This window comes from Flavobacterium sp. DG2-3, from assembly GCF_030730925.1.
Lineage (GTDB): Bacteria > Bacteroidota > Bacteroidia > Flavobacteriales > Flavobacteriaceae > Flavobacterium.
Genome location: NZ_JAVAMB010000006.1, coordinates 205,797 through 219,908 on the forward strand (window position 1 = coordinate 205,797; position 14,112 = coordinate 219,908).

Consider the following 14,112-nt stretch of genomic DNA (forward strand, 5'->3'; position numbering starts at 1 on the left):
TACAGCATTATAAAACACGCTTTTACGATAAATTAAAAAAAATGCGATTAACTACTTTTTACAATTCATCTTCAAGCTTAAATCTAAATTTAATGACTAGACTATTTCGCTCTACCTCCATATTAATCCAAATATCATCTTCTGATTTTAGGAGATTGTTTATTTGCTGTAAACTATATCTATAAGGCTGGGTACTATTAATGCTGACAATAACATCTCCTTTGCGCAAACCGCATTTCTCAGCTGCCGAATTCTTACGCACATTTACTATCTCGTAAACCGGTTTAAGAGCAAATTTATATTTAAAATTATTGTCGTTTTTATTTTTTTCCTGCAGCTCATCCATCGTCGAAGCAACCTGAACGGTTTCTAAATGCACCGTTTCCTGCACCCATTGCAATCCGTTATGCTGTACTGTAATTCCGCTTTTATTATAGGTAAATGGCTCTCCAAACTTGCTGTTTCTTTTTAAGTACAGTTTTTTTCCTTTATAATCCAAAACCAAGGTAAATCGTTTCAACACTTCACCTCCAACAGAACCAATACGTCCTGGAACCATCTTAACGTTTCGAACCGAAATAGAATCAGGAAAAGAGACAATTGGTTTTTTAAAATCAAATTCATCGATCGAAATTTTATCAATTTTTGCACGATGCCCTTCAATGTCGCCGCTAAATCCCTTTCCTAAAAAATCAGGAAAATTTTTATTTGGGAGTTTTATTTTATCGTTTTCAAAAATCCAGAAGGCATCACTATTTCCAATATCAATTAAAAGTTTTGCTGGAATCTCTTCATTATTAACTGTAGCGGTTGTCATAATATAAGGTTTTGCCCTTTCTACAGTTATCGGAACCATTTTAAACTTTTTATCTAGTTTTTCTTGAAACTTATCGCTCTTAGCATGAACTATGATTTTCTTTTTCTGATAATTCACTTCGACAAAATTATTTCGAAAGAATTTATGCCCAATAATTCCGTTGACGGGAATTCCGATATGAGACGAAAGGTTGAAACTTTGATCCAGAATAATAAAAACCATATGGTCATCAGATTTCAGACCATGTGTTTCTAAAATGTTTTTCGTCGATTTTAAGCCCTCGATCTCTTCTTCGCTTCCCAATCCGCGGAGTTTTATTTTGGCCACATTATTAAAGCTGACTTCCTGTTTTTCTTCCATACTAAACAGAATCGTTTCTTCTACACCAGAATCCAAAAGGAAGTTCAGCTCCACTCCATTTACTTTTATAGGAATAAAAACAAGGTTGTTAATCAATTTAAAAGGAATTGTAGCCCTAGTCGCATTGTTTTCCAATAAAAAATCGCCTTGTCCGAAAAGCAAAAAAGGTAAGAATAACCCAAAAAACAATACTTTATATTTTTTCATTGACAATATTTTATTATAAAATTAGTAAATATATTTATTATTGTTACATTTTTGGAAGTACCCGTATTGTTTACGTTAAATTCGAAAAAAAAATGCAAATTTGCACTTCAATAATTTATACTCATGCCGACAATTTCACACAAGGGAAGAAACATGCCCGAATCTCCGATACGCAAGCTGGCTCCTTTTGCTGATTTAGCAAAGAAAAAAGGACACAAGGTGTATCACTTAAACATTGGTCAACCGGATATCAAGACACCGGAAGTGGCCATCGAGGCGGTAAAAAGTATTGATTTGACTCTTATAGAATACAGTCCGTCTGCCGGATATGAAAGCTATAGAAAAAAATTAGCTCAATTTTACCAGCGCCAAAATGTAAACGTTAACACAGAAGACATCATTGTTACAACTGGTGGTTCTGAAGCCTTACTTTTTGCACTGGCCACAATTACAGATCCTGGAGACGAAATTATCATTCCAGAACCTTTTTATGCTAATTATCACGCGTTTGCTTCTTCTACAAGTGCAACTGTAGTCCCTCTTGTTTCTACTATTGAAACGGCATTTGCTTTGCCAAGTATTGATGAAGTCGAAAAGCTAATAACTCCAAAAACAAAAGCCATTCTGATTTGCAATCCTGGAAATCCGACTGGATATTTATATTCTGAAGCCGAAATTAAACAGCTTGCCGGTTTAATTAAAAAACACGATTTATATTTAATCGCCGATGAAGTATATCGTGAATTTTTGTACGATGGCGACGATGTACATTTTTCTGTAATGAATCTAGAAGATGTGCAGCAAAATGTAATCATGGTCGATTCTGTTTCGAAACGTTACAGCATGTGCGGAGCAAGAATTGGCTGTTTGGTCACTAAAAACAAAGAAGTTTTGGCAACTGTTATGAAGTTTGCTCAAGCGCGTTTAAGTCCGCCAACTATTGAACAGATTGCTTGCGAAGCCGCAATTGACACGCCTCAGAGTTATTTTGACGAAGTTATTGGCGAATATAAAGAACGCCGCAACACTTTAATTGCCGAATTAAACAAGATTGACGGTGTTATTGTAACAAAACCAAAAGGTGCTTTTTATTGCATTGCAGAACTCCCGATAGAAGATTCAGATGCGTTTGCACAATGGCTTTTAGAAAGTTATAATTTAAATGGCGAAACAGTAATGATCGCTCCTGCCAAAGGTTTCTATTCTACACCTGGAATGGGGCTTAATCAGGTTCGTATAGCTTATGTTTTAAACAAAAAAGATTTGATTACGGCCGTAAATATTTTAAAGGAAGCTTTACAGGTTTACAACAACAGATAATCAGTTCGTTATAATAAAATTTTCAAAAGACAATAGCCCTTTCGTTATTGTCTTTTGTGTTTTTAAATCCACTTATTTAATTGTAAATTGAATTATAATCAAATTCGATCAATTAAATCCTAAAAACCATAGAAAAGGTTTCCCATTTATTAATTATCTTTACCGCCTTAAAAAAGGAATACACATACTAATAGTAGTTTTTAATGATAAACAACGAAGAATTTTTAGACGAAATAGGAGACAATCACTTTAGCAGTAACGCAAAAAACCCTTTAAGAGAGGATGCTTTTGATATAACTGACGAAGAAAAAATAGAAAAAATTAAAAAAGATGTCGAAAGCATTCTGCAAACTTTAGGAATGGATTTGACAGACGACAGCATTAAAGGAACTCCAAACCGAGTTGCTAAAATGTTTGTAAAAGAAATTTTTGGTGGTCTTAACCCAGCAAAACAGCCAAAAGCTTCTACTTTTGACAATAATTATAAATATGGCGAAATGCTTGTAGAGAAAAATATTACAGTTTATTCTACTTGCGAGCACCATTTACTGCCAATTATCGGTCGTGCTCACGTAGCGTATATCTCAAGCGGACGCGTTATCGGTTTATCAAAAATGAATCGTATCGTGGAGTATTATGCAAAAAGACCTCAAGTACAAGAGCGCCTTACTATGCAGATTGTTCAAGAATTACAAAAAGCTTTAGGAACAGAAGATGTTGCCTGCGTTATCGATGCGAAACACCTTTGCGTAAACTCTCGCGGAATTAAAGATATCGAAAGCAGTACCGTAACTTCTGAATTCGGAGGAAAATTCAAAGACGCACAAACGAAAAGAGAATTTCTTGACTACATAAAATTAGATACTCAATTTTAAAATTTGATTAATCATTAAATAGATTAATGTTTTTTAAAATCAAAATTTAAACAAATTACAACAAGCAAAACTATGCCTCTATATACAAGTCAGCCTTTAAAAATATACAATTCGCTTTCGGGTGAAAAAGAAGATTTCAAACCTATCCATGATGGAAACGTTGGAATGTATGTTTGTGGACCTACGGTATATAGCAATGTTCACTTAGGTAACGTGAGAACTTTTATGTCTTTTGACGTAATCTTCAGATATTTTCTGCATTTGGATTATAAAGTTCGTTATGTTAGAAATATTACCGATGTTGGACATATCGTAGATGATGTGGATGAAGGTGAAGATAAAATTGCTAAAAAAGCACGTTTGGAGCAATTGGAACCAATGGAAGTGGTACAGCGCTATACTGTAGATTTTCATAATATTCTAAAAGCGTTCAACTTTTTGCCTCCAAGTATCGAGCCTACAGCAACTGGACATATTATTGAGCAGATTGAAATTATCAAAAAAATTATCGATAAAGGCATTGCTTATGTTGCCAACGGATCTGTATATTTTGACGTTGTAAAATATAACGAAACCAATAATTACGGTATCTTAAGCGGTAGAAATATCGACGATATGCTGGCAAATACTCGTGATCTTGACGGACAGTCTGACAAAAGAAATCCGCAGGATTTTGCACTTTGGAAAAAAGCTGAACCAGAACATATCATGAGATGGCCTTCTCCTTGGAGTGATGGTTTCCCTGGATGGCACTTAGAATGTACTGCAATGAGTACTAAATATCTTGGAAATCATTTTGATATTCACGGAGGCGGAATGGATTTAAAATTCCCTCACCACGAATGCGAAATCGCTCAAAATGAAGCTTGCACGGGTCAGGCTCCAGTAAATTACTGGATGCACGCTAATATGCTTACGCTAAACGGAAAGAAAATGGCAAAATCGACTGGAAATAATATTCTTCCAGGCGAAATTCTTAGTGGTGACAACACTATTCTAAGCAAACCCTTTTCTGCTTCGGTAACTCGTTTTTTCATGCTTCAAGCACATTACAGAAGTATTTTAGATTTTTCTGATGATGCAATTGTTGCCGCTGAAAAAGGATACAAAAGATTAATGGAAGCACTTGATGCTTTACCAAATCTTACTGCAGGAGCTTCTAGTTCTATAGATTTTGCTGCATGGAAACAGCTTTGCTATGATGCAATGAATGATGATTTCAACACGCCAATTTTAATTGCGCAGTTGTTTGAAGCTGTTCGTTATATCAACTTATTGAAAGATGGCAAAGAAACTATTTCTGCCAATGATTTAGCTGATTTTCAAACAGCGGTAAAGGCTTTTGTATTTGATGTTTTAGGACTAAATGACGATAAAGCCGCTGATGCAGATAGCGATAAACTAGAAGGTGTAGTTAATATGCTTATCGGAATGAGAAATCAAGCCAGAGCTGATAAAAATTTCGCTCTTTCTGACCAAATTCGCGATCAATTAATTGCTTTAGGAATTCAGCTGAAAGACGGAAAAGAAGGAACTACGTTTAGTATTCAGTAAAAAAAGTATTCAGTGTTCAGTTTTTTAGTGATCAGCTTTAAGCTAAAGATTAACGGACTAAAAGTAGACGATGCTAAGAATTGATTATCTAAATGATTTATCATTTTATATTTTTTTACTGAACACTAAAAAACTGAACACTGAACACTAAATTATGAAATTTCTAATATACCCGTTTGTACTGCTGGTTCGTTTTTATCAAACTGCCATTTCTCCGTTTACACCTGCTTCCTGCAGATTTGAGCCGACATGTTCGACTTATATGATTCAGGCGCTGCAAATTCACGGATTATTTTATGGCGGATATTTAGGAATTAAACGCATCCTAAGCTGTCACCCTTGGGGAAGAACCGGTTACGATCCTGTGCCAGAAAAGAAATGCAACCACAAACATTAACTTTTTAGAAAACGGAACTTTACATTAAATATTTATTTTTACAGATATAAAAACATTTATACATGACACACGCCTTAAATTTAGTTTGGAATCCTTCTGAGGGAATCAACTTAGGATTTTTTATGATTCGCTATTACAGCTTAATGTTTGTAATTGCTTTTGGTTTAGGATGGTTCTTAATGAAAAAGATTTTCGAAAGAGAAAACGAGTCGATTGAAAAACTAGATTCTCTATTCGTATGGACGGTTCTAGCAACTCTAATTGGAGCACGTTTAGGTCATGTTTTCTTTTACGATTGGGAATATTTCAGAAATCATTTATTAGAGATTTTCCTTCCTTTTAAATTCGAACCAGAATTCCAATTTACAGGTTTCCAAGGATTAGCAAGTCACGGAGCTGCCATTGCAATTATTATTGCCATGTATTATTACAGCAAAAGAATCTTAAAACGTTCATTATTATGGATTTTAGATCGTGTAGTAATTCCGGTTGCAAGCGGTGCTATTTTTGTACGTTTAGGGAATTTCTTTAATTCTGAAATTATTGGTCACGAGACTTCATCTGCATTCGGAATTCGTTTCTTACACGACACTTTCAGTAAAGCCGAAGCGGTACAAAAAACTGGAATTGCAGATCCAAAACAAGCTTATAATGCAATAGCAACAGATCCAAAATTTGCAACATTGCTAGCAGAAGTTCCATCAAGACATCCTACTCAATTGTATGAAGCAATCTGTTATGTTTTTGTTTTTGCTATCTTATTCTTTTTATATTGGAGAACAAATGCAAGACTTAAATCTGGTCTTTTATTCGGATTATTTTTAGTGCTTTTATTTGTTGTTCGTTTTATTGTAGAATTTGTAAAAGAAAGCCAGGGCGGTTTTGAAAACGAATTGGGCTTATTCTCAACAGGACAATGGTTAAGTATTCCATTTATTATTATTGGACTTTTCTTTATTATTAGAGCACAGAGAAATCCATTGGCAGAAGCATAGGTTATTTTAAAATAAAAAAAACGAATCCTAAATTCTAAAATAGAGTTTAGGATTTTTTTTATTATAAAGTATTTCATCGAACCTGAAAGGTTCAAATGTTTATAACGAATTTATCGTCCGGAATTATACGACCCCTTCGGGGTCGCATGCTACCTTAACAAACGATATCTATAAACATTTGAATCCTTCGGATTCTGATGTTAAAAATAGAACTCAGGATTTTAAAAAATATACAAACACCTCAAATGAACCTGAAAGGTTCAAATGTCTATAGCAAATTAATCCTGAATTATTTTACGACCCCATCGGGGTCGAATGTTAACCGCAGAAAACAATTTCTATAAACATTTGAATCCTCCGGATTCTGATGTTGTAAATATGCTTTAAATAAAAAAATGATCAATATCTCACTTATTAGGTATTTTCTTTTTATAGCTGATAAGAAATACCAAATTCAATATTCTTTGTATTATAGCCTGCATTACTGCTTCCTAAGCCAGCATTCGAAACATGCCTTACACTCGGGCGGATATCAAATCGAAACTCATGATATCTTGTAGTAAAACCAAGAGCTAAAACATCTGCAAAAGCAAAACCTTTAGACATTCGTTCTGTTTCTGTATCTGTAATCATCGGTCCAATACTTCCTAAAATATAAAACGAACAAACTTTATCGATAGGCTTTCGAATTAAAAAACCACAATTAAGCACATATTCTCGAACGTCTTTTAATTGCGTATATTCATCTCTTTTTTGCTGATAATTAGGTGTTTCAGGTTTCACAAAATAGAAATTCAACAATTGATGCTTCCCAAAGTTAATCTCAGGCTGAACCAATATTTGATATTGAAAATGCTTTGTTTCTTTTAACTTATAATATATCTGAAGTTTATAAAAGTGATTGGTAAACGTATAGTTTCTATTATTAAACTCACTTCCAAAACCATAATTAAACCCTAGAGAAAAATGCGAATTACGTTCCTGTCCAGCCATTTTTGCACCTAAAAGAAACAGTAAGCCTAAAAGTAATTTTCTTGTCATAAATTGTTTTGAAATTCTATTTAAATATAGCACAAAAAAAAGATCCAGCTTGCGCTGGATCTTTTTATATAATCAAAATAGTAATTATGCTTTATTGTGTTTGTCTTCGATTGTATGTTTCTCATCATTAGAAATCGTATCAACCAATACTGGAGTTGCGATGAATAATGAAGAATAAGTACCAACGATAATACCAATTAACATTGCGAAGATAAATCCTCTGATAGACTCTCCACCGAAGATAAACATCGTTAATAATACGATGATCATCATTAATGAAGTATTCAATGTTCTTGATAATGTAGTATTAATAGAAGCGTTTACGATATCTTCGAAGCTACCTTTACGGTTTCCGATGATAAACTCTCTTACCCTGTCAAATACAATTACCGTATCGTTCATAGAATAACCAATTACAGTCAAGATCGCAGCGATAAAGTGCTGATCCATTTCCATGTGGAATGGCATGAATTTGTAGCATAAAGAGTAGATTCCTAATACAAAGATAACGTCGTGAGCAACAGCTGCAATCGCACCTAATGAATATTGCCATTTACGGAAAGATACCATTAAGTATAAGAAAATAACTGCCATCGCACCAAGAACCGCCCAGTAAGAGTTAGTTTTGATATCCTCAGAAATAGAAGCACCAACTTTAGAAGCTTGCAACACACCTACTGTTTTACCATTATAAGAGTTGGTAAATTTATCGTAAGAAGTATTTGGGAAATATTTCTGTAAAGCTGCATATAATTTCTGGTTCACTTCCTCATCGATAGCTACACCATCTTCTTTAATTTTATATTTAGTTGTGATTTTCAACTGATCATCATCACCTAAAATTTTAGCTTCAACTGGTGTACCGAAAGCTGCAGATAATTCATCTGAAACTGCAGTTGCATCAACTGGTTTCTCAAATTTAACTTGGAATGTTCTTCCTCCAACAAAATCAACACCTTCATCTAATCCGTTAACGAAGAAGATAGAAACTAAACTTACTACTGTTACAATAGTAGAGAAGATATAAGTGAATTTTTTAACTTTAATAAAGTCAAAGTGGAAGTTTGTAAACCAGTTTTTAGTAATATTTGTAGAGAACGTTAAATCTGCTTTTCCTGCAATGTTTCTGTCGATAAAGATTCTAGCAATAAAGATTGATGTAAACAATGAAGTTACGATACCAATTAATAATGTTAATGCGAAACCTTTAATAGGACCTGTACCGAAAATAAATAAGATCGCTCCAGTTAAAACGTGAGTAACGTTAGCATCAATAATAGAACGCATTGCACCATGCCATCCGTAAGAAGCTTGAACTGCTTCTGAAAGTGATTTACCTTCACGCAATTCTTCTTTTGCTCTTTCGTAGATAATAATGTTCGCATCTACCGCAGTACCCAATGTTAATACGATACCTGCAATACCTGGTAATGTTAATACAAAACCAAAACTTGCCATAATTCCGAATAAGAATAGTAAGTTTAATAATAATGCAAGGTTAGCATACCAACCAGCTTTACCATAATAGAATACCATCCAAACGCAAACTAATAAGAAACCTAATACAGAAGAAATTGTACCTGCATCAATAGCTGCTTGTCCTAAAGATGGACCAACAACAGTTGATTGGATAATATCTGCAGAAGCTGGTAATTTACCTGCATTTAATACGTTAGCTAAATCTTTAGTTTCAGCTACATCAAATGAACCTGTAATCTCAGATCTTCCTCCAGCAATAGGACCGCTTGTAACACCTGGAGCAGAATATACGATATCATCTAATACAATAGCAATGTAGCTTTTTTGAGCGAATGCTCTTCCTGTAAGTTCTTCCCAAACTTTAGCACCTTGGCTGTTCATCTGCATAGAAACTGCAGGTTTACCCATTTGGTCAAAAGTATCTTTTGCATCAGTTACAACACCACCGCTCATTGCTGGATTATTGTCTCTGTTACCTTTTAAAGCGTATAATTCAACAGCTTCGATATCTGCTGCGCTTTTAATGTCTTTTGCTTTAGGATCTTTAATAGTTGTTGGCTTGCTCCATACAAATTTTGCATAGTGTTGGTCAGCAGCTAATAAAACTCTAATTTCTGGTCTTTTGAAATAATCATTGATAGCAGCAGTATCTTTAGGAGCAAAATAACCTAAAACTGGTCCGCCACCTTGAACGATCATTTTATCAAATAAAGGATTGTTTCCTTTTTTAACTTCTGAAGAATCTTTAGCATCAGTTAATAATGCATTTAATGAATCTTTAGCAACTGTTTTAGTTTCAGTCTTTTTAACTTCAGTTTTCTTTAAAGCTTCGTTTGCTGATACTAAGAAATTACCAATTTCTTCAACTTTATAAGTTTCCCAAAACTCTAATTGAGCTTTTCCTCCTAATAATTTTTTAATTCTATCAACATCTTTAGCACCTGGAAGCTCTACTAAGATCCTTCCTGTTTCCCCTAATTTTTGAATGTTTGGCTGTGTAACACCAAATTTATCGATACGCTCTCTTAATACTTTAAAAGCACTTTCTACAGACTCATCAACTTTTCTTTTGATAACTTTTTGAACCTGCGCGTCAGACATTTGAAAATCTACACCACCTTCTCCTTGAAGACTTCTGTTTGCGAAGATATCTGGAGATGCTAATTTTACAGAACCTTTTGAGTTTGCTTCAAAAGCTTCAAAAAACTTATTTAAATACGTTTTGTTTCCTTCTAAATTTGCAGAAGCATCGGCTAACGATTTATTAAATACTGGGTTTTTAGAATTGTTAGCTAAACCTTTTAAAACATCCTTAATAGAAATTTGAAGAATCACGTTGATTCCCCCTTCTAAGTCAAGACCTTTGTTTAGCTGTTTGTTTTTCACTTCGTTATAAGTGAAATCAGTAAAACCAAGATTTAATACTTTTTCTTTACCAATAGAATCTAAGTATTTCAGCTCTTTATCAGGATTATCTCCTGCAAAAGCTTTAGCTTCACTTTTGACACTATTTGCCACAAAAGTGAATGATAGTTGGTAAATACTTACCAATGCAAATAGAATTGCGAAAAATTTAATAAGTCCTTTATTCTGCATTATTACTAAAAATTAATTATGTTTTATTTTTGTTTTTGTTTTAAAGTCCCATAAAATAAGCCCTGACATGATTTTTTAAAACAAAAATACGAGATCACGAATTACCAATTTTTTTTTAAACCGAGCAAATATATTATTTACGAAAATATTAACCAATTTATTTATTAATTAATCTCAAAAAAAAAGCTGCAAAAGTGCAGCTTCTTTTCTTTTTTGCGGTTTTTATTATACTAATATGGATTTCAAGGCATCATTCATACTTCGAACTGCATCTGCACTTTTGGCAAATAATGCTTTTTCCTGATCATTTAAATTTATATCTAAAATTTCTTCGACTCCATTTTTACCAATTATACAAGGTACACCTATGCAAATATCATTCTGTCCATATTCACCTTCAACAAAAACAGAACAAGCAATCATTTTCTTTTGATCGTTTAAAATACTGTCTACTAAATACGCTACAGAAGCTCCTGGAGCATACCAAGCAGAAGTTCCTAAAAGACCAGTAAGAGTTGCTCCTCCTACCATGGTGTCTGCTGCAACTTTTTGCAAGACTTCTTCTGAAAGAAATTCTGTTACTGGAATCCCGTTGTAAGATGCCAGACGAGTTAACGGAATCATAGTCGTATCACCATGACCTCCTATTACCATTGCCGAAATATCATTTGCAGGTTTATCTAATGCCAATGAAAGATACGTTCTAAAACGAGAACTATCCAAAGCACCACCCATACCTATAATTCTATTTTTTGGAAGACCAGTAGCTTTTAACGCTAAATAAGTCATAGTATCCATTGGATTGGAAACTACAACAATAATGGTATCTGGAGAATATTTCAACACATTCTCAGCAACTGTTTTTACAATTCCTGCATTGATACCGATTAATTCTTCTCTTGTCATTCCCGGTTTTCTCGGAATTCCTGATGTAATAACAACTACATCACTTCCGGCAGTTTTAGAATAATCGTTGGTAACTCCAGAAACTTTGGTATTAAAACCTGTGTTTGTAGCACACTGTGTAATATCCAACGCTTTACCTTCGGCAAAACCTTCTTTAATATCCAACAATACTACTTCACTTGCAATTCCTCTATAAGAAATAACATCTGCACATGTAGCTCCAACATTTCCCGCTCCTACAATGGTAACTTTCATATTTTTTACTTTATCGGTTATTAATTTATTTTTGTCTCTTCCTTAAAAAGACAATTCGTTTAATTGTCTAGTAAATTTAAACAATTAAACGAATTGAAATTATTAATTTTTCATTTTATGCGTCAATATTTGCATAAACTGCATTTTTCTCGATAAACTCTCTACGTGGCGGTACTTCATCACCCATTAGCATAGAAAAAACTTGATCTGCTTCTGCAAGGCTGTCGATATTTACCTGACGTAAAGTTCTAAAGTTTGGATCCATTGTAGTTTCCCACAATTGCTCTGCGTTCATCTCTCCAAGACCTTTATAACGTTGAATATTGGCACTTCCACCCATTCTTTCGTTAGCCTGATCACGCTGAACATCATTCCAAGCATATTCTTTTTTATTTCCTTTTTTAACTAAGTATAAAGGTGGTGCTGCTATATATACGTGACCTTCTTCAATTAGTTCTTTCATGAAACGGAAGAAGAACGTTAATATTAAGGTAGAAATGTGGCTACCATCGACATCGGCATCACACATGATGATTACCTTGTGATATCTTAGTTTTTCAAGATTAAGCGCTTTACTGTCTTCTGCAGTTCCTACTGTAACTCCTAAAGCAGTAAAGATATTTCTAATCTCTTCATTTTCGAATACTTTATGGTGCATTGCTTTTTCAACATTCAAAATCTTACCACGTAATGGCAAAATTGCTTGAAAGTTACGATCACGCCCTTGTTTTGCTGTTCCACCAGCCGAATCTCCCTCGACAAGGTAAACCTCACATCTTGCTGGATCCTGCTCAGAACAATCAGATAATTTTCCTGGCAATCCGCCGCCGCCCATAACAGTTTTACGCTGTACCATTTCACGCGCTTTTTTCGCTGCGTGACGTGCCTGAGCTGCTAAGATTACTTTTTGGATAATCAATTTTGCATCATTTGGATTTTCTTCCAAATAATTCTCTAACATTTCTCCAACCGCCTGAGAAACTGGAGAAACAACCTCTCTGTTTCCAAGCTTGGTTTTTGTTTGTCCTTCGAATTGAGGTTCTGAAACTTTTACCGAAATAATCGCTGTTAATCCTTCACGAAAGTCATCTCCAGCAATTTCGAATTTTAATTTATCTAATAAACCAGAAGCATCTGCATATTTTTTAAGCGTTCTTGTCAAACCACTTCTAAAACCTTGCAAGTGCGTACCTCCTTCGTGCGTATTGATATTATTTACGTAAGAGAAAATATTCTCTGTATAACTTGTATTGTAAATTAAGGCAACCTCAACTGGAATTTCGCCTTTATCATTATCCATACTGATAACATGAGAAACAATTGGCTCACGGTTACCATCTAAATAACGAATATATTCTTTTAGACCTTCATCAGAATGAAATACTTCGCTTCTGAATTCGCCTTTATCATCAACTTCTCTTTTATCTGTAAACGTAATTGTAATTCCTTTATTAAGGAAAGAAAGCTCACGCATACGTGCAGAAAGTGTATCATAAGAAAACTCAGTTGTCTGAGTAAAGATTGTATCATCTGGAAAGAAAGTCTGACGCGTACCTCTTTTATCAGTTTCTCCAATTTGTTTTACTGGATATAAAGATTTTCCTCTTTCGTATTCCTGCTCATAAATCTTACCTTCTCTAAATACAGTAGATTTCATGTGAACAGAAAGGGCGTTTACTACAGAAACCCCAACCCCGTGAAGACCTCCAGAAACTTTATATGAATCTTTGTCGAATTTACCTCCCGCACCAATTTTAGTCATTACAACCTCAAGTGCAGAAACTCCTTCTTTTTTATGCAAGTCAACTGGAATACCACGACCATTATCTTCAACAGTAACAGAACCATCCTCGTTTATTGAGACACTAATAGTATCACAATGTCCTCCCATCGCCTCATCAATAGAGTTATCAACAACCTCGTAAACTAAATGGTGTAGTCCTCGAACCCCTACATCACCAATATACATCGATGGACGCATTCTTACGTGCTCCATCCCTTCTAATGCCTGAATACTATCTGCTGAATAATTGTTCTTCTTGATTTCTTCGCTCATATAATTTATTCTAATAAATGTATTTATGTCTAACACGCAAATATATAAAAATGCAGGCTATATACCCAGTAAATTAAACGTTAAAGCGTGTAAGTTATCAACAGAAACTTGAATTTAAATTCCAATCTCAAACCTTTGCGCTAAAAATTCCAAATTCCAACGCTTAAATAATAAAGATACTGTAAAAAAACTAAAAATCCGAAACAGAAACTGTTTCGGATTTTATACTATTTCCCAAATTGGAATTTGGAATT

General features: G+C 34.2%; 10 protein-coding genes. 5 read left to right on the forward strand and 5 right to left on the reverse strand.

The features are described from left to right. Window positions 1-58: 58 nt before the first annotated feature. Window positions 59-1,384, reverse strand: a complete 1,326-nt coding sequence (locus Q9Q97_RS10910) for a PDZ domain-containing protein (protein WP_306156889.1) — start codon at window positions 1,382-1,384, stop codon at window positions 59-61. Between the two features lie 123 nt (window positions 1,385-1,507). Between Q9Q97_RS10910 and Q9Q97_RS10915 the strand changes: the two genes are divergently transcribed. From Q9Q97_RS10915 to lgt, 5 genes are all read left to right on the forward strand, one after another. Beyond that, on the forward strand, window positions 1,508-2,704 hold the full coding sequence (locus Q9Q97_RS10915; protein ID WP_306156891.1) for a pyridoxal phosphate-dependent aminotransferase: 1,197 nt from the start codon (window positions 1,508-1,510) through the stop codon (window positions 2,702-2,704). Window positions 2,705-2,907: 203 nt separating this feature from the next. After that, window positions 2,908-3,579: a GTP cyclohydrolase I FolE gene (gene folE, locus Q9Q97_RS10920; protein WP_125721400.1), complete on the forward strand. Its 672-nt coding sequence runs from the start codon at window positions 2,908-2,910 to the stop codon at window positions 3,577-3,579. A 72-nt stretch (window positions 3,580-3,651) separates the two neighbouring features. Then, on the forward strand, window positions 3,652-5,133 hold the full coding sequence (gene cysS, locus Q9Q97_RS10925) for a cysteine--tRNA ligase (protein WP_306156893.1): 1,482 nt from the start codon (window positions 3,652-3,654) through the stop codon (window positions 5,131-5,133). Window positions 5,134-5,287: 154 nt separating this feature from the next. Next, complete coding sequence (gene yidD, locus Q9Q97_RS10930; protein WP_306156895.1) at window positions 5,288-5,530, forward strand: membrane protein insertion efficiency factor YidD; 243 nt, start codon at window positions 5,288-5,290, stop codon at window positions 5,528-5,530. A 62-nt stretch (window positions 5,531-5,592) separates the two neighbouring features. After that, the gene (lgt, locus tag Q9Q97_RS10935) at window positions 5,593-6,525 is read left to right on the forward strand and encodes a prolipoprotein diacylglyceryl transferase (RefSeq protein ID WP_306156897.1); all 933 of its coding nucleotides are present in this window, start codon (window positions 5,593-5,595) and stop codon (window positions 6,523-6,525) included. A 429-nt stretch (window positions 6,526-6,954) separates the two neighbouring features. Here the strand turns inward: lgt and Q9Q97_RS10940 are convergent, their stop codons facing one another. The 4 genes from Q9Q97_RS10940 to gyrB all read right to left on the reverse strand — a co-directional run bounded on the left by Q9Q97_RS10940 (window position 6,955) and on the right by gyrB (window position 13,858). Then, entirely contained in the window at window positions 6,955-7,566 is a 612-nt protein-coding gene (locus Q9Q97_RS10940) for an acyloxyacyl hydrolase (RefSeq protein ID WP_306156899.1), read from the reverse strand. Between the two features lie 84 nt (window positions 7,567-7,650). Continuing rightward, window positions 7,651-10,641 (reverse strand): protein translocase subunit SecDF, encoded by a 2,991-nt coding sequence (gene secDF / locus Q9Q97_RS10945; RefSeq protein WP_306156901.1) that lies wholly within the window; start codon window positions 10,639-10,641, stop codon window positions 7,651-7,653. 225 nt (window positions 10,642-10,866) lie between these two features. Continuing rightward, window positions 10,867-11,802 (reverse strand): malate dehydrogenase, encoded by a 936-nt coding sequence (gene mdh, locus Q9Q97_RS10950; RefSeq protein WP_306156903.1) that lies wholly within the window; start codon window positions 11,800-11,802, stop codon window positions 10,867-10,869. 115 nt (window positions 11,803-11,917) lie between these two features. Beyond that, window positions 11,918-13,858, reverse strand: coding sequence for a DNA topoisomerase (ATP-hydrolyzing) subunit B (gene gyrB, locus Q9Q97_RS10955; protein WP_306156905.1), 1,941 nt, complete (start codon window positions 13,856-13,858; stop codon window positions 11,918-11,920). Window positions 13,859-14,112: the final 254 nt, after the last annotated feature.

Bases quoted from the DNA above. Each gene is read 5' to 3' on its own strand.
- secDF (WP_306156901.1), bottom strand. From the start codon at position 10,641: ATGCAGAATAAAGGACTTATTAAATTTTTCGCAATTCTATTTGCATTG.
- cysS (WP_306156893.1), top strand. From the start codon at position 3,652: ATGCCTCTATATACAAGTCAGCCTTTAAAAATATACAATTCGCTTTCG.
- lgt (WP_306156897.1), top strand. From the start codon at position 5,593: ATGACACACGCCTTAAATTTAGTTTGGAATCCTTCTGAGGGAATCAAC.
- yidD (WP_306156895.1), top strand. From the start codon at position 5,288: ATGAAATTTCTAATATACCCGTTTGTACTGCTGGTTCGTTTTTATCAA.
- Q9Q97_RS10940 (WP_306156899.1), bottom strand. From the start codon at position 7,566: ATGACAAGAAAATTACTTTTAGGCTTACTGTTTCTTTTAGGTGCAAAA.
- folE (WP_125721400.1), top strand. From the start codon at position 2,908: ATGATAAACAACGAAGAATTTTTAGACGAAATAGGAGACAATCACTTT.
- gyrB (WP_306156905.1), bottom strand. From the start codon at position 13,858: ATGAGCGAAGAAATCAAGAAGAACAATTATTCAGCAGATAGTATTCAG.
- Q9Q97_RS10910 (WP_306156889.1), bottom strand. From the start codon at position 1,384: ATGAAAAAATATAAAGTATTGTTTTTTGGGTTATTCTTACCTTTTTTG.
- mdh (WP_306156903.1), bottom strand. From the start codon at position 11,802: ATGAAAGTTACCATTGTAGGAGCGGGAAATGTTGGAGCTACATGTGCA.
- Q9Q97_RS10915 (WP_306156891.1), top strand. From the start codon at position 1,508: ATGCCGACAATTTCACACAAGGGAAGAAACATGCCCGAATCTCCGATA.